Annotated in this window: 18 protein-coding genes; 14 read left to right on the forward strand and 4 right to left on the reverse strand. The window is 72.7% G+C overall.

What is annotated here, in order from left to right:
* Positions 1-88: 88 nt before the first annotated feature.
* From QMF80_RS30425 to hypE, 14 genes are all read left to right on the forward strand, one after another.
* Positions 89-1,153 (forward strand): NADH-quinone oxidoreductase subunit B family protein, encoded by a 1,065-nt coding sequence (locus QMF80_RS30425; protein ID WP_283459059.1) that lies wholly within the window; start codon positions 89-91, stop codon positions 1,151-1,153.
* Between the two features lie 114 nt (positions 1,154-1,267).
* Positions 1,268-3,052 (forward strand): nickel-dependent hydrogenase large subunit, encoded by a 1,785-nt coding sequence (locus QMF80_RS30430; protein WP_283459061.1) that lies wholly within the window; start codon positions 1,268-1,270, stop codon positions 3,050-3,052.
* The gene (locus QMF80_RS30435; RefSeq protein ID WP_283459063.1) at positions 3,049-3,636 is read left to right on the forward strand and encodes a NifU-related iron-sulfur-binding protein; all 588 of its coding nucleotides are present in this window, start codon (positions 3,049-3,051) and stop codon (positions 3,634-3,636) included. The genes QMF80_RS30430 and QMF80_RS30435 overlap by 4 nt, the downstream gene beginning before the upstream one ends.
* A gap of 107 nt (positions 3,637-3,743) precedes the next feature.
* A complete protein-coding gene (locus QMF80_RS30440; protein WP_283459100.1) occupies positions 3,744-4,382 on the forward strand; it encodes a DUF5947 family protein in 639 nt (212 codons plus the stop codon).
* Positions 4,379-5,083, forward strand: coding sequence for a DUF6084 family protein (locus tag QMF80_RS30445; protein ID WP_283459065.1), 705 nt, complete (start codon positions 4,379-4,381; stop codon positions 5,081-5,083). The genes QMF80_RS30440 and QMF80_RS30445 overlap by 4 nt, the downstream gene beginning before the upstream one ends.
* On the forward strand, positions 5,080-6,573 hold the full coding sequence (locus QMF80_RS30450) for a hypothetical protein (protein ID WP_283459067.1): 1,494 nt from the start codon (positions 5,080-5,082) through the stop codon (positions 6,571-6,573). The genes QMF80_RS30445 and QMF80_RS30450 overlap by 4 nt, the downstream gene beginning before the upstream one ends.
* Complete coding sequence (locus tag QMF80_RS30455; RefSeq protein ID WP_283459069.1) at positions 6,570-7,097, forward strand: hydrogenase maturation protease; 528 nt, start codon at positions 6,570-6,572, stop codon at positions 7,095-7,097. The genes QMF80_RS30450 and QMF80_RS30455 overlap by 4 nt, the downstream gene beginning before the upstream one ends.
* Complete coding sequence (locus QMF80_RS38440) at positions 7,094-7,198, forward strand: DUF6893 family small protein (RefSeq protein WP_502962952.1); 105 nt, start codon at positions 7,094-7,096, stop codon at positions 7,196-7,198. Before QMF80_RS30455 ends, QMF80_RS38440 begins: the two co-directional genes overlap by 4 nt.
* A 127-nt stretch (positions 7,199-7,325) precedes the next feature.
* Positions 7,326-7,781 carry a hydrogenase maturation nickel metallochaperone HypA/HybF gene (locus QMF80_RS30460; RefSeq protein ID WP_283459071.1) on the forward strand — a complete coding sequence of 152 codons (456 nt, stop codon included), beginning with the start codon at positions 7,326-7,328 and terminating at the stop codon, positions 7,779-7,781.
* 6 nt (positions 7,782-7,787) lie between these two features.
* A complete protein-coding gene (gene hypB / locus QMF80_RS30465; RefSeq protein ID WP_283459073.1) occupies positions 7,788-8,621 on the forward strand; it encodes a hydrogenase nickel incorporation protein HypB in 834 nt (277 codons plus the stop codon).
* Positions 8,621-11,077, forward strand: a complete 2,457-nt coding sequence (gene hypF / locus QMF80_RS30470; RefSeq protein WP_283459075.1) for a carbamoyltransferase HypF — start codon at positions 8,621-8,623, stop codon at positions 11,075-11,077. Before hypB ends, hypF begins: the two co-directional genes overlap by 1 nt.
* Positions 11,046-11,396, forward strand: a complete 351-nt coding sequence (locus tag QMF80_RS30475) for a HypC/HybG/HupF family hydrogenase formation chaperone (protein ID WP_283459077.1) — start codon at positions 11,046-11,048, stop codon at positions 11,394-11,396. Before hypF ends, QMF80_RS30475 begins: the two co-directional genes overlap by 32 nt.
* Positions 11,393-12,529 carry a hydrogenase formation protein HypD gene (gene hypD / locus QMF80_RS30480; protein WP_283459079.1) on the forward strand — a complete coding sequence of 379 codons (1,137 nt, stop codon included), beginning with the start codon at positions 11,393-11,395 and terminating at the stop codon, positions 12,527-12,529. The genes QMF80_RS30475 and hypD overlap by 4 nt, the downstream gene beginning before the upstream one ends.
* 25 nt (positions 12,530-12,554) lie before the next feature.
* Positions 12,555-13,595 carry a hydrogenase expression/formation protein HypE gene (gene hypE / locus QMF80_RS30485; RefSeq protein WP_283459103.1) on the forward strand — a complete coding sequence of 347 codons (1,041 nt, stop codon included), beginning with the start codon at positions 12,555-12,557 and terminating at the stop codon, positions 13,593-13,595.
* 14 nt (positions 13,596-13,609) lie between these two features.
* On the opposite strand, the gene QMF80_RS30490 is transcribed toward hypE, so the two are convergent.
* From QMF80_RS30490 to QMF80_RS30505, 4 genes are all read right to left on the reverse strand, one after another.
* Complete coding sequence (locus QMF80_RS30490) at positions 13,610-13,798, reverse strand: hypothetical protein (protein WP_283459081.1); 189 nt, start codon at positions 13,796-13,798, stop codon at positions 13,610-13,612.
* Between the two features lie 107 nt (positions 13,799-13,905).
* Entirely contained in the window at positions 13,906-14,973 is a 1,068-nt protein-coding gene (locus QMF80_RS30495; protein ID WP_283459083.1) for an alpha/beta fold hydrolase, read from the reverse strand.
* Positions 14,974-15,129: 156 nt separating this feature from the next.
* Positions 15,130-16,539 (reverse strand): APC family permease, encoded by a 1,410-nt coding sequence (locus QMF80_RS30500; RefSeq protein WP_283459085.1) that lies wholly within the window; start codon positions 16,537-16,539, stop codon positions 15,130-15,132.
* Between the two features lie 444 nt (positions 16,540-16,983).
* Positions 16,984-17,262, reverse strand: coding sequence for a WhiB family transcriptional regulator (locus tag QMF80_RS30505; RefSeq protein ID WP_283459087.1), 279 nt, complete (start codon positions 17,260-17,262; stop codon positions 16,984-16,986).
* Positions 17,263-17,491: the final 229 nt, after the last annotated feature.

Below are 17,491 nucleotides of genomic sequence, written 5' to 3' on the forward strand. Positions count from 1 at the left end.
GGAGCACTCGGACCGGTCGGCTGTTAACAAGAAGGGTGATGGCCGCCATGACGGCTTTCACCGCATACATCCCCAAGGAGGCATCCCCATGGATGCTGAGACCACCGCGCCCGAGAGCGCGGTAGAAGACCCCCCGATCCACATCCTCTGGATCAACGCGGGGCTGAGCTGCGACGGCGACTCCGTGTCCCTGACCGCCGCGATGCAGCCGAGCATCGAAGAAATCGTGATGGGCGTCCTCCCCGGGCTGCCCAAGATCGCCGTGCACTGGCCGCTGATCGACTTCGAATGCGGCCCGGTCGGCGGCGCCGACACCTTCATCGAGTGGTTCTTCAAGGGAGAGCGCGGGGAGATCGACCCCTTCGTGCTGGTCGTCGAGGGGTCCATTCCCAACGAGAGCATCAAGGCCGAGGGGTACTGGAGCGGCTTCGGCGACAACCCGGAGACCGGCCAGCCCATCACCACCAGCGAGTGGATCGACCGGCTGGCGCCCAAGGCCCTGGCGGTCGTGGCCATCGGCACCTGTGCGACGTACGGCGGCATCCACGCGATGGAGGGCAACCCGACCGGCGCCATGGGCCTGCCCGACTACCTGGGATGGGACTGGACGTCGAAGGCGGGCATCCCGATCGTGTGCGTGCCGGGCTGCCCGATCCAGCCCGACAACTTCTCGGAAACCCTCACCTACCTGCTCTACCAGGCCGCCGGATCCGCCCCGATGATCCCGCTGGACGACAAGCTGCGGCCCACCTGGCTGTTCGGCGCGACGGTCCACGAGGGCTGCGACCGCGCCGGGTACTACGAGCAGGGCCAGTTCGCGCACACCTACGACTCACCCAAATGCCTCGTCAAGCTGGGGTGCTGGGGTCCGGTCGTCAAGTGCAACGTGCCCAAGCGCGGCTGGATGAACGGCATCGGCGGCTGTCCCAACGTCGGCGGCATCTGCATCGCCTGCACCATGCCCGGCTTCCCCGACAAGTTCATGCCCTTCATGGACGAGCCCCCCGGCGGCAAGGTCTCCAGCGCCGCCAGCGGTGCGTACGGAGCGGTCATCCGCAAGCTGCGCGCGATCACGGCGCACACCGTCGACCAGGAACCGAAGTGGCGCCACCGCGGCGAGAAGCTCACCACCGGCTACCGGCCGCCCTGGTGACCGGCACGGCCCCGGCCGGCCGGTAGCGCCCGTACCCCGGCGGATCCCGTACACCGCCGACTCCGTACGTCAGTACCTCCGTTACGCACCGAAGAAAGGTCACGGGAAGACACGATGGCACCGAAGACGAAGGCGGCCGGAGACGGCAGCGGCCTGGTGGAGATGGCCTGGGATCCGATCACCCGGATCGTGGGCAGCCTCGGCATCCACACGAAGATCGACTTCAAGCAGAAGCGGGTCGCGGAGTGCTACAGCACCTCGTCGGTGTTCCGCGGGTACAGCGTCTTCATGCGCGGCAAGGACCCCCGCGACGCGCACTTCATCACCAGCCGCATCTGCGGCATCTGCGGTGACAACCACGCCACGTGCTCGGTGTACGCGCAGAACATGGCGTACGGGGTCAAGCCCCCGCACCTCGCCGAGTGGATCATCAACCTCGGCGAGTCCGCGGAGTACATGTTCGACCACAACATCTTCCAGGAGAACCTGGTCGGGGTCGACTACTGCGAGAAGATGGTCCGCGAGACCAACCCGGGCGTCCTGGAACTCGCCGAGCGCACCCCCGCCCCGCACGCGGGCGAGCACGGCTTCAAGACCATCGCCGACATCATGCGCTCGCTCAACCCCATCGAGGGCGAGTTCTACCGCGAGGCGCTGCAAGTCAGCCGCTACACCCGCGAGATGTTCTGCCTGATGGAGGGCCGCCACGTGCACCCCTCCACCCTCTACCCGGGCGGCGTCGGCACCATCGCCTCCGTCCAGCTCTTCACGGACTACATGAGCCGCCTCATGCGGTACTGCGAGTTCATGAAGCGCGTCGTCCCGCTCCACGACGACCTCTTCGACTTCTTCTACGAGGCCCTGCCCGGGTACGAGGAGGTCGGCCGCCGACGCGTGCTGCTGGGCTGCTGGGGCGCGCTCAACGACCCCGAGCACTGCGACTTCACCTACGCCAACATGACCGACTGGGGACGGAAGATGTTCGTCACCCCGGGCATCGTGGTGGACGGGAAGCTCGTCACCAACGACCTCACCGAGATCAACCTCGGCATCCGGATCCTGCTCGGCAGTTCCTACTACGACGACTGGGAGGGGCAGGAGAAGTTCGTCACCCACGACCCCCTCGGCAACCCGGTCGACGCCCGTCACCCCTGGAACCAGCACACCATCCCGGCCCCGCAGAAGCGCAACTTCGACGACAAGTACAGCTGGGTGATGTCCCCGCGCTGGTTCGACGGCAAGGACCACCTCGCCCTGGACACCGGCGGCGGCCCCCTCGCACGGCTGTGGTCCACCGCCCTCTCGGGTCTGGTGCACACCGACTACGTGCAGGCCACCGGCCACAGCGTGGTCATCACCCTGCCCCGCACCATGACCAAGCCCGAGACCCGCTTCGAGTGGAAGATCCCGAAGTGGAGCAACGCGCTGGAGCGCAACCGCGCCCGCACGTACTTCCAGGCGTACGCGGCCGCCATCGCCCTGCACTGCGCCGAGAAGGGACTCGCGGAGGTCCGCGCCGGACGCACCCAGACCTGGGAGAAGTTCGAGGTACCGGACGAGGGCCTGGGCGTCGGTTTCACCGAGGCCGTGCGCGGTGTGCTCTCGCACCACATGGTCATCCGCGACGGCAAGATCGCGAACTACCACCCCTACCCGCCGACCCCGTGGAACGCCAGCACCCGCGATACCTACGGGACCCCGGGACCGTACGAGGACGCCGTACAGAACACCCCCATCTTCGAGGAGAACACCCCGGAGAACTTCAAAGGCATCGACATCATGCGCGCGGTGCGCAGCTTCGACCCCTGTCTGCCGTGCGGGGTCCACATGTACGTGGGCAAGGGCCAGACCGTGAAGCAGATGCACGTGCCCACCGGCCTGAGCGGACTGGGCGGATGAGCGCCCCGGCCTCCGCCCCGGCCGCCACCTCCGCCCCCGCCGACGCGCGGCAGGCGGGCGCCCGGGTCGAGGAAGTACTGGAGCGGCTCGCCGCCACCGGGGACCGGGAGGTGTGCGCCGCCGCCGAGGAACTGGTCCGGGTCCTGATGGACTTCTACGGCGCCGGGCTCGCCCGCATCGTCGAACGGCTCGCCGCCGCCCCCGGCGGCCCGCCGGGCGGCCCCCTGCGCGGGCTGCTCGACGACGAACTCGTCACCGGCCTGCTCACCCTGCACGACCTGCACCCCGAGGACGTGCACGCCCGGATCGCCCGCGCCCTGGCGGCCGCAGCGGACCCGGTCGAGCTGATCGGCTTCGACGCGGCGAGCGGGATCCTGCGCCTGCGGCCCGCCGCCCCCGCCGAGTCCGGTGGCGGCGGCTGCGGCTGCCCGAGCACCGCGGCCACCGCCGTGAGGACCGTCGAGGACACCCTCGCCGCCTTCGCCCCCGAGGTCACCGCCGTGGAGATGGAACCGGCCGCGCCGCCGCAGCCCGCCCTGCTCCAGATCGGCACCCGCCCGCAGTCCCCGGCACGGGTGCCGTGAACGCGCCCGTGGAACGGCCCGCGCCGCTGGGCGCGGGCCCGGGCGGCCCCGGCGGCCCGCCCCCCTTCCGGACCGCCGCCCCGCACCGGTCCGGCGCCCGGCGCGGCCTGCGCCGCTTCACCGGACCGCGCCCCCCGCGCCAGGAGGTGTGCGAACTGTGCGGCGTGGCCGTCGCGGAGGAGCGCCACCGCCACCTCGTCGAGACCGAACGGCGCGCCCTGGTCTGCGCCTGCGTTCCTTGCGCCCTGCTGCTCGACCGGCCGGGCGCGGCCGTCGGCGGCCGGTTCCGCGCCGTACCCGACCGCTACCTCACCGACCCCGGCCACCGGCTCGACGACGGCGCGTGGGACCTGCTGCGGATCCCGGTCGGCGTCGCGTTCTTCTTCCGCAACGCCGCCCTGGACCGGCTCGTCGCCTTCTACCCGAGTCCGGCCGGAGCCACCGAGAGCGAACTCGATCCGGAGACCTGGCAGACCGTACTCGGGGCGAGCGGGCTCGCCGCGCTCCTCGAACCCGACGTCGAGGCACTGCTGCTGCGCCGCTCCGGCGGCCGCACCACCTGCCATCTGGTCCCCATCGACATCTGCTACGAACTGGTGGGCCGGATGCGGATGTTGTGGCAGGGCTTCGACGGCGGCGCGGAGGCCCGCGCCGCCCTCGACACCTTCTTCGCCCAGGTCGAACGGCGCGCCAAGGCGCCCACGGCCGCGGCGCTCACCGCGGCGGCCGAGGCGGGGCGGTCATGACCGACTTCACCTTCACCTGTACGGGGGTGCGCGCGGACCCCTACGCCGCCGGGCCCACGCTCCTGTTCCGGCTGCGGATCACCGCCACCCCGGGCACCCGGGTGCACGCCCTGGCGCTGCGCTGCCAGATGCGCATCGAACCGGCCCGGCGCGGCTACGGACCGGCCGAGGCCGAGGCCCTGGGCGACCTCTTCGGCGCCCGCTCCCGCTGGGGCACCACCCTCCAGCCCGTGCAGTTCGCCCAGGTCACCGCGATGGTCCCCAGCTTCACCGGGGAGACCGAGACCGACCTGGTCGTGCCCTGCACCTACGACATGGACATCGCGGCCACCCGCTACTTCAACGCCCTCGAAGACGGCGAGGTCCCCCTGCTGATGCTGTTCTCCGGCACGGCCTTCACCGGGGCCACCGGCTTCCACGTCGAACCCGTCCCCTGGGACCGCGAAGCCTCCCACCGGATGCCCGTCACCGTGTGGCGCGAGATGGTCGAGCAGCACTTCCCCGGCTGCGGCTGGCTGCGGCTGCCCCGCGACACCATGGACGACCTCCTCGCCTACCGCTCCCGGCACTCGCTCGCCTCGTGGGAGGCGACCGTACGGTCCCTGCTCGACGCGGACGGTGCCGTGCGGGCGGCGGAGCCCGCCGACCCCGCCTGGGCCGGCGCCGTACTGCCCCGCGTCATCGAAAGGACGGCTCCGTGACCGCGACGACCGCGCCCGCGACCGTGACGACCACGAACGCGACGACCACCCCCCTGGAGCCACGGTTCGCCCACGCCCGGCAGGTGGCCGACGCGGTCCTCTTCGAGGGATACGTGCTCTACCCCTACCGGGCCTCCGCGGCCAAGAACCGGCTGCGCTGGCAGTTCGGCGTCCTGGTTCCGCCCGCCTGGGGCCCCGCGCACCACGAACACGCCTCCCAGCGGACCGAGATCCTGATGGAGCCGAAGGGATCCGCGTCCCTCGCCGTCGAGTTGCGCTTCCTGCACGCCCAGCGGCGCACGGTCCAACAGGCCCTGCCCGACGGTACGTTCGAGACCGTACCCGAACTGCACCTGCCCGACCGGGTGCTCGTGCCGTGGGACGAGGGCGCCGAGGAGCGGGTCGACGTATCCGTCCCGGTCGGCGAACTCATCGGGGCCGGGGCCCTGTTCCCCTTCGTCCGCCCGGCCCGCGAGGACACGGAGCGCGTCCTCGACGACACCGGCCGCACGGTCGGCCGGACGATCCGGCGGACCGAGGAGATCAGCGGCTCCCTGCGGCTCACCGCCACCGAACTCGACGGCCCCTACCGGGTCCTGAAGCTCACCGTCGTCGTGGAGAACACCAGCCCGTGGGCACCGGCCCCCGGCACCCCCGAAGCCGGCGACCGCGACGCCGCGCTGCCCCGCTCGCTGGTCGCCGCCCACCTGCTGCTCGGGCTCGACGCGGGCGGCTTCCTCTCGATGACCGACCCGCCCGAATGGGCCAAGGCGGCCGTCGCGGGCTGCGACAACCAGCGCACCTGGCCCGTACTCGCCGGTGAACCCGGCCGCGCCGACGTGGTCCTGTCCTCCCCGATCATCCTGGAGGACCACCCCGCCATCGCCCCGGAGAGCGTCGGGGCGATGTACGACTCCACGGAGATCGACGAGATCCTCGCCCTGCGCACGGCGGCCCTGACCGACCAGGAGAAGCGCGAGGCACGCGGCACCGACCCGCGCGCCGCCGCCGTCATCGACATGGCCGAATCGATGCCGCCCGAGGTGCTGGAGCGGCTCCACGGAGCGGTACGGGCCCTGCGCGAGGTCACCGGCGAGGCTATCGCGCCCGACCCGGCCGCCACGGCCGGCGTCAGTGCGCCGGAGCTCGAACTCTTCGACGACCAGGCGGTGTTCCGGCCCGAGAAGCCCTGGTGGGACCCGGCCCACACGGACCACGCCGACCCGGCCCGGGACCGTATCGACGTCGACGGGGTCTCGGTGGGTGCGGGCAGCCGCGTCCTGCTCCGGCCCGGCCCGCGGCGCACCGACGCCCAGGACCTGTTCCTGCACGGCCGCGCCGCACTGGTCGAAGCGGTCCTGCACGACGTCGACGGGGGAGTGCACCTCGCCGTCACCGTCGAGGGGGACCCGGGGGCCGACATCCGGCGCGAGCAGGGCCGGTTCCTCTACTTCCAGCCCGACGAGGTCACCCCGCTGGAGGGCGAGTGAACGGCGCGAGCGCCCCCGGCGGCACCCTGATCGCCGGCATCGGCAACGTGTTCCTCGGCGACGACGGCTTCGGCGTGGAGACCCTCAGGCAACTGGCCGCGCACCCACTCCCCTCCACCGCGCAGGCCGTGGACTTCGGAGTGCGCGGGGTCCACCTCGCCTACCAGCTCCTCGACGGGTACGACACGCTCATCCTGCTCGACGCGACCGCCCGCGGCGGCGCCCCCGGCACCCTCTACCTGATCGAGGCGGACGAGCCCGGCTCCGTCGAGCCCGGCAGGCCCGTCCTCGACGGCCACCACATGTCCCCCGACGCGGTCCTCGCCCTGCTGGGCACGCTGTGCGAGGGCACCGGCGGCACCCCGCCCCGGCGCACCCTCGTCGTCGGCTGCGAACCCGCCCGCGTCGAGGAGGGCATCGGCCTGAGCGCGCCGGTGGCCGCCGCCGTGCCCGAGGCCGTACGCATGGTCCTCGGGCTGCTCCAGGAGCTGGAACCACCTCGTGAACTGAGGAGAACCCCATGAAGAAGGCCGTCATCGGCGGCGCGGCAGCCGCCGCCCTCGCCGCAGTGATCAAGCAGATCCTCCCCGACATCCGGCGCTACCTGAAGATGCGCCGGATGTGACGGCACGCTCCCCGCGGCCCCGGCGCCCGAATGGCGTACGGGGCGCGCCGCCCGTCGGCGTGCCGAGCGCCCCGCCCGCGTCCTGCCGGTCTAATGAGCCCCGGCAGGACGGCAGGACGGAGCTCCGATGCACGAGATGTCGATCGCCATGGCCGTCGTCGGCCAGGTGGAAGAGGCGGCCCGGGCCGCCGGCGCCCATACGGTCACCACGGTCCGGCTGGACGTCGGGGAGCTGGCCGGGGTGGTGCCCGACGCCCTGTCCTTCTGCTTCGAACTGGCCTGCGCGGGGACGGTGCTCGAAGGCGCCGAGCTCATCACCCGAGCGGTGGCGGCCCGCGCCCGCTGCGGGGCCTGCGCGGACGAATGGGCCGTCGGCATGCCACCCGAACTCTGCTGCCCCGCCTGCGGCAAGGCCACCGACGTCGAACTGCTCACGGGCCGCGAACTGCGCGTGCTCAGCGTGGAGTGGGAGGACGGCCCCCGGCCCGGCACCGCGGCGGCCCCGGTCCCCGCCCCTGACCGCGACCGTGCCTGCGCCTGTGACCGTGACCGTGATCGTGAAGCCATCTCCGAGGAGCACTGAAGACACATGTGCCGTGTGGTCGACCTCCAGCAGGCGGTACTCGCCAAGAACGAAGCGGCCGCGCAGACCCTGCGCGCCGCGCTCAGCGCCCGCGGCACGACGATCGTCAACCTGCTCTCCAGCCCCGGCAGCGGCAAGACGGCCCTGCTGGAGCGCGAACTGCTCCTCGCACGCGAGCGCGGCGTCCCGGTGGCCGCGTTGACGGCCGACCTGGCCACGGAGAACGACGCGACCCGGCTGGCCCGGTCCGGCGTACCCGTCAAACAGGTCCTCACCGACGGGCTGTGCCACCTGGAGGCCCACATGCTGGGCCGACACCTGGACGGCTGGCTCCCCGAGGGCACCCGGCTGCTCTTCGTGGAGAACGTCGGCAATCTGGTCTGCCCGGCCTCCTACGACCTCGGTGAATCGCTGCGCGTGGTGCTCGCCTCGGTGACGGAGGGCGAGGACAAGCCGCTCAAGTACCCGACCGCGTTCGGGCTCGCCCAGCTGGTGGTGGTCACCAAGACGGACATCGCGGCGGCCGTCGAGTTCGACGAGGCGGCCTTCCGCGCCAACGTCCAGCAGGTCAACCCCGGGGTGGAGGTGGTCCTCACCTCCGCCCGGGCCGGTGCGGGCCTCGGTCTCGGCCTCCTGCTCGACCGGTCGCTCGCCGCCGCCGACGGGACCCCGGTCCACCAGCCGGTCATGGCCCGTCACCGGCCCCCCGCTGCGGATCACGACCACGGGCACGAGGCCGCGCACGACCACGCGCACGCGCACGCGCACGAGCACGACGCCGCGCACGGGCACCCGCACCCGCACGAGCACCCGCACCCCGTCGCGGTGCAGACCCGCTGATGGAAGCCGTACAGCGCCGCCGGGTGATGGTCCGGGGCGTCGTACAAGGCGTCGGATTCCGGCCCTACGTCTACACCCGGGCCACCGGCCTCGGCCTCGCCGGGCACGTCACCAACACCCCCGACGGCGTGGTCGCGGAAGTGGAGGGCGCCCCGGCCGCCGTGTCGGCCTTCTGCGAGCGGCTCGCGGCCGACGCGCCACCGCTCGCCGTCGTCGACACCGTCGACCACCACGAGGTACCCGTCGCGGGCGGCGCCGGATTCACCATCGTCGCCTCCCGGGTCGGCGGCCCCGCCCGCACCCTGGTCTCCCCGGACGTCGCCACCTGCGCCGACTGCCTCGCCGAACTGGCCGACCCCGCCGACCGGCGCCACCGGCACCCCTTCATCACCTGCACCCACTGCGGGCCGCGTTTCACCATCGTCACCGGGCTGCCCTACGACCGCGCCCACACCACGATGGCCCGGTTCCCGATGTGCGCCGACTGCGCCCGGGAGTACGCCGACCCGGGCGACCGGCGCTTCCACGCCCAGCCCGTGGCCTGCCCCGCCTGCGGCCCCCGGCTGCGCCTGCTCCTCGGGGCGCCCGGCCGTCCGCCGTACGAGGCCCCGGGCGCCCCCGACCCGGTGGCCGAAGCCCGGCGGCTGCTCGCCGCAGGGCAGGTCCTCGCCGTCAAGGGCCTCGGCGGCTACCACCTCGCCTGCGACGCGGCCCACCCCGGGGCCGTGGCGGAACTGCGCCGCCGCAAGGGGCGCGGGGACAAACCGTTCGCCCTGATGGCCCGGACCCTCGCCGAGGTCGAGCACCTGGTCGAGGCGGGCCCCGAGGAGCGCGCCCTGCTCAGCGGGGGAGTGCGGCCCATCGTCCTGCTGCGACTGCGCGCCGGGGCCGAGCCCCCGCCAGGGGTGGCCCCCGGCGCCCCCGACCTCGGCGTGATGCTCCCGTACACCCCCCTGCACCACCTGCTGCTCGGCCTGCCCGGCGACCCGCCCGGTCCCCGGCTCCTGGTCATGACCAGCGGGAACCTGTCCGGCGAGCCCATCGTCACGGACGACGCCGAAGCCCTGGACCGGCTCGGCGGCCTCGCCGACGCCTGGCTCACCCACGACCGCCCGATCCACGTGCCCTGCGACGACTCGGTGGTGCGGGTCTGCGACGGCGAGCAGCTGACCGTACGCCGCTCGCGCGGCTACGCCCCGCTGCCGCTCACCCTTCCGCTGCCGGTGCCCCCGATCCTGGCCACCGGGGGCGACCTCAAGAACACCCTGTGCCTCGGCGAGGGACGCCGGGCCTGGCTGTCGGCGCACATCGGCGACATGGACGACCTGGCCACCCAGTACGCCTTCGAACGCGCCGAGAGCCAGCTGGAGTCCATCACCGGGGTCGCCCCCGCCGTGCTCGCCGCCGACCGGCACCCCGGCTACCGCTCCGGGCAGTGGGCCCTGCGCCACCGCGGCGAGCGCCCGCTGGTCCGGGTCCAGCACCACCACGCGCACATCGCCTCCGCCATGGCCGAACACGGGCTGGACGGCACCCGGCGGGTGATCGGCGTCGCCTTCGACGGCACCGGCTACGGCGACGACGGCGCGGTGTGGGGCGGTGAGGTACTGCTCGCCGACTACACGGGATTCGTCCGGTTCGCACACCTCGGCTACGCGCCGCTGCCGGGCGGGGACGCGGCCGTGCGGCGCCCGTACCGGATGGCGCTGGCCCACCTGTGGGCGGCGGGCCTCGACTGGAACCCCGCACTGCCCTGTGTGAGCGCCTGCCCGCCCGACGAACTGCGGGTGCTGCGCATCCAGTTGGAGCGGAACCTCAACTGCGCGCCGACCTCCAGCATGGGGCGGCTCTTCGACGCCGTGGCCGCCCTCGCCGGAGTCTGCCAGGTCGCCGGGTACGAGGCGCAGGCCGCGATCGAGCTGGAGCGCGCGGCCCTCGCGGCGCCGGACACCACGGGCAGCCCCGGCTGTCCCGAACGCCCCGGATACGCCTTCGCCCTCCGGGAGTTGGGAGCGACGGCCGGCCCGGGTCCGGTCACCGCCGGTCCGGTCGGCCCCGCTCCGCTCACCGCCGCCCCGCTCACCGCGGACCCGGCCCCCGTGCTGGCCGCTGTGGTGGCCGACGTACTCGGAGGCGTGCGGCCGAGCGTGATCGCGGCCCGGTTCCACACCGCGCTCGCCGCGCTCGTCGGCTCGCTCTGCGCGCGGGCCCGCGACCGGCACGGCCTGGACACGGTGGCGCTGACCGGCGGGGTCTTCGCCAACACCCTGCTGTCCACGGCCTGCGCGCGCGTCCTGCGCGCCGACGGCTTCACCGTGCTGCGCCACCACCTGGTCCCCCCGAACGACGGCGGACTGGCCCTCGGCCAGCTGATGGTGGCCGCCGCCGACCGTCTCAGTGAACACCCACAGCAAGGAGAGAACCATGTGTCTGGCGGTACCCGGCAGAGTGCTTGACATCGGGGAGAAGGACGGCACCCGCATGGCGACCGTCGACTTCGGCGGGGTGGTCAAGGAGGTGTGTCTCGAATACCTCCCGGACCTCCAGGTCGGCGAATACGCCATCGTGCACGTCGGCTTCGCCCTCCAGCGGCTGGACGAGGAATCGGCCAAGCAGACCCTTGAACTCTTCGCCCAACTCGGCATGTTGCAGGAGGAGTTCGGCGACCCCTGGGAACAGGCGGCCGAAGCGGGCGGGGCCCCCTGGCCCTTCGAGGACGACCCGGCCGAGAGCGATCCCACCGGGGATGACGTCGCGGAAGGGGTGCGGCAGTGAAGTACCTCGAGGAATTCCAGGACCCGGACCTCGCCCGGCGGCTGCTCGACGACATTCACGCCACCGTCACCCGGCCCTGGGCCCTGATGGAGGTCTGCGGCGGCCAGACGCACACCATCATCCGGCACGGCATCGACCAACTCCTTCCGGAGCAGGTGGAGTTGATCCACGGGCCGGGCTGTCCCGTGTGCGTGACCCCGCTGGAGGTCATCGACAAGGCGCTGGAGATCGCCTCCCGCCCGGGCGTGATCTTCTGCTCCTTCGGGGACATGCTCCGCGTCCCGGGAACCGGCCGCGACCTCTTCCAGGTGCGCAGCGAGGGGGGCGACGTACGCGTCGTGTACTCCCCGCTCGACGCCCTCAAGATCGCACGGCAGAACCCGGGCCGGGAGGTGGTGTTCTTCGGCATCGGCTTCGAGACCACCGCTCCGCCCAACGCCATGACGGTGTACCAGGCGAAGAAGCTCGGCATCCCCAACTTCAGTCTGCTCGTCTCCCACGTCCGGGTCCCCCCGGCGATCGAGGCGATCATGCGCTCACCCAGCTGCCGCGTCCAGGGCTTCCTCGCCGCCGGGCACGTGTGCAGCGTCATGGGCATGGGGGAGTACCCCGAACTGGCCGCGCGCCACCGGGTCCCGATCGTGGTGACCGGCTTCGAACCCCTGGACATCCTCGAAGGCGTACGCCGCGCCGTCCACCAGCTGGAACGCGGCGAGCACACCGTCGACAACGCCTACGCCCGCGCCGTGCGGCCCGAGGGCAATCCGACGGCCCTCGCCATGCTGGAGGACGTCTTCGAGGTCACCGACCGGGCCTGGCGCGGCATCGGGGTGATCCCCGACAGCGGCTGGCGGCTCTCCCCGCGCTACCGGGATTTCGACGCCGAACACCGCTTCTCGGTCACCGGGATCACCACGCTGGAACCGGCCGAATGCCGCAGCGGCGAGGTGCTCCAGGGGCTGATCAAGCCGAACCAGTGCGAGGCCTTCGGCACCACCTGCACCCCGCGCAACCCGCTCGGAGCCACCATGGTCTCCAGCGAGGGCGCCTGCGCCGCGTACTACCTCTACCGACGGCTGGAGCTGACCCCGGCCGCGAACGCCGCTCCGCTGGAGGCGAGCCCCGTTGCCTGACACCGCACCCGACACCGCTCCCGACATGACGGGCTGGACCTGCCCGGCACCCCTGCGCGACCGCCCCCGGGTGGTGATGGGGCACGGCGGCGGTGGCGCGCTCTCCGCCGAACTCGTCCAGCACCTCTTCGCCCCCGCCTTCGGCGGCGAGGTGCTCGCCCAGCTCGGCGACTCCGCAGCCGTCACCCTCGGCGGGGTGCGGCTCGCCTTCTCCACCGACTCCTACGTCGTACGGCCGCTGTTCTTCCCCGGGGGCTGCATCGGCGACCTCGCGGTCAACGGCACCGTCAACGACCTCGCGATGAGCGGCGCCGAGGCGGCCTACCTCTCCGTCGGGTTCATCCTCGAAGAGGGCGTCGAGATGTCCGTGGTCGCCCGGGTGGCCGAGGCCCTCGGCGCGGCCGCCCGGCGGGCCGGGGTGGAGGTGGTCACCGGCGACACCAAGGTGGTCGAGGCCGGGCACGGCGACGGGATCTACCTCAACACCGCGGGCATCGGCCTGATCCCGGCCGGGGTCGACCTGCGGCCCCAGCGGGTGGTGCCGGGCGACGTGGTCATCGTCAGCGGCGCGATCGGCGTCCACGGCGTGGCGATCATGAGCGTCCGGGAGGGCCTGGAGTTCGGGGTGGACATCGCGAGCGACTGCGCGCCGCTGGGCGGGCTCGTCCAGTCCATGCTCGCGGTCACCCCCGACCTGCACGCACTGCGCGACCCCACCCGGGGCGGTCTGGCCGCCGCCCTCAACGAGATCGCCCAGGCGTCCGGTGCGGGCGTGGTCATCGACGAGCGGTCCGTCCCGGTCCCGCCCGCCGTGGCCAACGCCTGCGCGATCCTCGGCCTCGACCCGCTGTACGTCGCCAACGAGGGCAAACTCGTGGCCTTCGTGCCGCGCGAGCACGCCGACGCGGTGCTCGACGCGATGCGGGCGCACCCGCTGGGGGCGGACGCCACCGTGATCGGCGAGGCCGTCGCCGACCATCCCGGACTGGTGGTGGCCCGCACCGGCCTCGGCGGCACCCGCGTGGTCGACCTCCCGCTGGGAGAACAACTCCCGCGCATCTGCTGACCCGCCCCCGTCCGTCACCCGCCGCCCGGGTGACGGACGGGGGCCTCCCACCGCGCGAAGGCCTCCAGCCCGTCCGTGACGAACGGCCGCTCGCGCATCGCCACCCGCAGCTCCGGCCGGGTCAGCCACTCGGGGCGGCCGATCTCCCGCGGATCGGCGCCCGCGAGGGCCCCGGCCGGGACGGCTTCGTCGCGCCCGACCACCCCCCACCACCCGGTCCTGCTCGTCGACGCGTTCCACCCGCTCGTTCGCCGTCCCCATGGGCGACACGATGGCAGAGGGGTCGGACAACGGCCCCGGTGAGGCGCCGTCAGCCCCGGGCGGGGACGGGGTGGCCGGTGAGGAAGGCCTCCGGGGCGGTCGCGTACGGGAGGCCGGACAAGGACTGGTCGGTGAGGAAGCGGGCCATCAGGTCGGCGAAGTCGGCGCTGCGCTCCAGCGGGGCCAGGTGGTCGGTCTCCAGGATGGTCAGGAACTGCGCGGTGGGCAGTACGGACGCCACGCGCCGCCCCATCTCGGGGGTGGTCAGCGTGTCGTGCTCACCGGTGACCACCAGCGCGGGCACCGGCGGACACGGCTCGGGCCGGTACCACTCGTGCCGCATCAGCCGCCGGTTGTGCTCGGCCGACTTGCGCCGGGAGTCGGGGTTCTGCCCCGCGATCTGCTGGTAGACCAGTCGGCCGACCGCCGCGTGCTTGCGGACGGTTCCGGTGCCGGGCGGGGACATGAACCGGTCGGTCAGCTCACGCGCGATGTCCTCGGTCTCCCCGCGCTCGATCATGCCGTCCCAGCGCTCCATCGCCGCCGTGTAGTCGGTGGTCACCGCCGTGGTCATCCCGCTCAGCATCAGCCGCTCGACCAGTGCCGGGTAGTGCTGGGCGAAGCGCAGCGCGATCGCCCCGCCGAAGCAGACACCGAACAGGTTGACCCGGCCCAGCCCCAGTTCGTCCACGAGGTGGCGGGCGGCGGCCGCGAGGTGGTCGACGCCGTAGCGGGCCGGGAGGAAGTCCGCGGTGCCGTAGCCGGGCAGGTCGACCGTGATCACGGGCCGGTCGAGGACCACCCGCTTCTCGTGCCGGGTCCAGGACATCCGGTCCTGCTCGGAGCCGCCCAGGATGAGGAGCGGCGTACCCGAGCCGCCCGCGCGGGCGATCCGGCAGACGTACGCCAGTCCGTCGAAGACCAGCTCCCGCTCCTCCACGCGCCCGCCCCCCGGGCCCGCCGCGTCAGGGCTCCCGCCCTGCGCGGGCACGCAGACGGCGAGGGGGGCGGTCACCGGATCGGGGGCGGGACCGGGGGCGTGGACGGACACGGCCGGGTCCCGGTGGGTGAGCGATCCCTGGCCCTGGACCGTGACGGAACTCGGCATGACTGTCATTGATCGCTCCAAGAGGCGCCGGAAAGACAAAGCGCGCTGTACAACCCTCCCCGGCGGCGAAAAGTGTCGGCGCCGCCCGCACGGGTGCGCCACCCGGCCGATGTAATCGGACGGGTGGCGCGGGGGGTGGAAGCGCAGGAGCGGGGGAGCGGGAGGTCAGGACGCGGTGACGTCCTCGGTCTCCGGAATGGTGACCAGCCAGCGCGAGTCCCGGCGCGGACGCAGGTACAGCGCCCAGTACAGGGTGGCGACGCCGGTGATCCCGCCGGTCCAGAGCAGGTACTCGGTCTCCTGCTGGGTCAGGATGTAGGCCAGTACGAGGATCAGCGCCACCGGCACCGCGGGCCACAGCGGCATCCGCCAGGCGGTGGCGGCGCCGTGCGCGCCGCGGCGGCTGAACAGCGCGGCCACCGCCACGAGCAGGTACATGCCGGTCACCGAGACGCCGGTCACCCCGTACAGGGTGTCCAGGTTCACGAAGCAGAGGCCCGCGCCCGGGACGCCGACCAGCAGGGTGGCGACCCAGGGGGAGCCGGAGCGGCCCAGCCGGGACAGGGCGTTGTTGACGGGCTCGGGCCAGGCCTTGTCGCGGGCGGAGGCGAAGAGGACCCGCGAGTTCTGGATGACCATGACGATACCCGCGTTCACGATCGCGAGGGCGACGCAGAGGCTGACGAAGGTGCCGATGGCCGAATTGGACCAGGCGGTGACCATCGCGCCGATGTCTCCGCTGGTCAGGGCCGCGAGGTCGGGTGCGCCGACGGTGATGGCGACGACCGGGACGAGGATCACGGCGGTGGAGATGGCCAGGGTCGCCAGGACGGTGCGGGCGACGTTGCGCCGCGGGTTCTCCAGCTCCTCCGACAGGTAGACGGCGGTCGAGAACCCCTGGGTGATGAACAGGGCGATGGCGAGCCCGGAGACCACCATCATCGCGGTGACCGTGGAGGTGGAGGCGCCGGTCTCACCGGCGACCGACCCGTGGATCAGGGCCGAGGCGCCCCGCTCGCTGTGGGTGAAGCCGAGTACGGCGACCAGGGCGGCGGCCACGACCTCCAGGACCAGGAAGATGCCGGTGATCCAGGCGTTGGCGCGCAGGTCGAGCAGTCCGGCGAGGGTGGCGAGCAGCATCACCGCTCCGCCCGCGACCGGAGCCGGTATGTGGACGATGGGTGCCAGGTAGTCGGCCGTGCCCATGGCGATCACGGGCGGCACGATCATGACCACCAGCAGGGACAGGACGAAGACCAGCCAGCCCGCCAGCCGCCCCGCGAGGGTCGACACCATGGCGTACTCGCCGCCCGCGCTGGGGATCAGGGTGCCCAGTTCGGAGTAGCAGAACGCGACGCCGATGCACAGGAGCGAACCGATGGCGATGGTGAGGGCCGCGTAGGTGCCCAGGCTTGAGAAGAGGTCGGGCACGACCACGAAGAGGGTCGAGGCGGGCGTCACGCACGAGAGGGTGAGCAGGGTGGCGCCCACGACACCGATGGAACGCTTGAGCTTCTGGGGGACGGGGCCGGTCGCGGGGGCGAGCGCCTGGGGAGCGCTGATCGTTTCGGACATCAGTGCGGGTTCCGATCGGCAGATGCGAGGAGAGGGTGCGGGAGCGGTATCGCCTCCGAGGCGGCTGGGTGATCAGGTGGTTCCGTATGCTCCCGGGCCGCTATGCAATCTCTGCGAGATCCGCTGGTCAATAGCTGTTTACCTGCGGAATCCATCGCTCCGACACGCCGCGAGTGACCTTTTGAGTGTTAAGGCCGCGTAAACACTGACCTCCGAGAGGTGCGGGAACCGCAGCTCCGCCCGCAGATTAGTTCCGCCGGTTTTGCCGAAGTGGCGCCTCCGCCCGCCACTGACCGGATTATCAGGACCCGCCAGCCAGCCCGCCAGCCCGCCAGCCCGCCAGCCCGCCCGCTTGTCCGCTTGTCCGCGCGCACGGCAGGGCCCGGGCGGGGCCCGAGGGCCCGCCCGGGCCCGTGCGCGCGGACAAGATCGGAAAGGGGCCGCCTAGGACGAGGTGCGGCGCATGTCGCGACGCTCGTCCTCGGTCAGCCCGCCCCACACGCCGAAGACCTCCTGGGCGCGCAGCGCGTGCTCCAGGCAGTCGCGGCGGACCGGGCAGTGCGCGCAGACCCGCTTGGCGGCCGCGTCCCGGTCCTCCCGCTCCTCGCCGCGCTCGCCCGCCGGATGGAAGAACCGCGCCGGACCGACGTTCCGGCAGGCCGCGTCGGCCTGCCAGTCCCAGTGGTGGAGCGCGGTGCCGGGCAGCAATGACACGTCGGGCATGACAAGTCCCTTCCGGGTGGATTCTGTTCGGGCTCTGTCCGGGCGTCTGACCGCCCCAAGCGGCTTGAAACGTCAGGGCCGTGATGGGCCGTGAGGAGCGATCCCCGATACTCCGGGGGAGCACCCGCGAGGGAGCGGCCCCGGCACGGACGAACGGACAGGAGACCCCGGTGCGCCTCACGCGCCTACGGAACCCCACGGCGGCGGCCGCCCTCGGGCTCGCCTTCGT

The sequence above is a fragment of the Streptomyces sp. G-G2 genome (assembly GCF_030063135.1).
Taxonomy (GTDB): domain Bacteria; phylum Actinomycetota; class Actinomycetes; order Streptomycetales; family Streptomycetaceae; genus Streptomyces.

Excerpts from the sequence above, each read along its gene's own strand:
- QMF80_RS30425 (WP_283459059.1), top strand. The coding sequence starts at position 89 with ATGGATGCTGAGACCACCGCGCCCGAGAGCGCGGTAGAAGACCCCCCG.
- QMF80_RS30430 (WP_283459061.1), top strand. The coding sequence starts at position 1,268 with ATGGCACCGAAGACGAAGGCGGCCGGAGACGGCAGCGGCCTGGTGGAG.
- QMF80_RS30435 (WP_283459063.1), top strand. The coding sequence starts at position 3,049 with ATGAGCGCCCCGGCCTCCGCCCCGGCCGCCACCTCCGCCCCCGCCGAC.
- QMF80_RS30445 (WP_283459065.1), top strand. The coding sequence starts at position 4,379 with ATGACCGACTTCACCTTCACCTGTACGGGGGTGCGCGCGGACCCCTAC.
- QMF80_RS38440 (WP_502962952.1), top strand. The coding sequence starts at position 7,094 with ATGAAGAAGGCCGTCATCGGCGGCGCGGCAGCCGCCGCCCTCGCCGCA.
- QMF80_RS30460 (WP_283459071.1), top strand. The coding sequence starts at position 7,326 with ATGCACGAGATGTCGATCGCCATGGCCGTCGTCGGCCAGGTGGAAGAG.
- hypB (WP_283459073.1), top strand. The coding sequence starts at position 7,788 with ATGTGCCGTGTGGTCGACCTCCAGCAGGCGGTACTCGCCAAGAACGAA.
- hypF (WP_283459075.1), top strand. The coding sequence starts at position 8,621 with ATGGAAGCCGTACAGCGCCGCCGGGTGATGGTCCGGGGCGTCGTACAA.
- QMF80_RS30475 (WP_283459077.1), top strand. The coding sequence starts at position 11,046 with ATGTGTCTGGCGGTACCCGGCAGAGTGCTTGACATCGGGGAGAAGGAC.
- hypE (WP_283459103.1), top strand. The coding sequence starts at position 12,555 with ATGACGGGCTGGACCTGCCCGGCACCCCTGCGCGACCGCCCCCGGGTG.
- QMF80_RS30495 (WP_283459083.1), bottom strand. The coding sequence starts at position 14,973 with ATGACAGTCATGCCGAGTTCCGTCACGGTCCAGGGCCAGGGATCGCTC.
- QMF80_RS30500 (WP_283459085.1), bottom strand. The coding sequence starts at position 16,539 with ATGTCCGAAACGATCAGCGCTCCCCAGGCGCTCGCCCCCGCGACCGGC.
- QMF80_RS30505 (WP_283459087.1), bottom strand. The coding sequence starts at position 17,262 with ATGCCCGACGTGTCATTGCTGCCCGGCACCGCGCTCCACCACTGGGAC.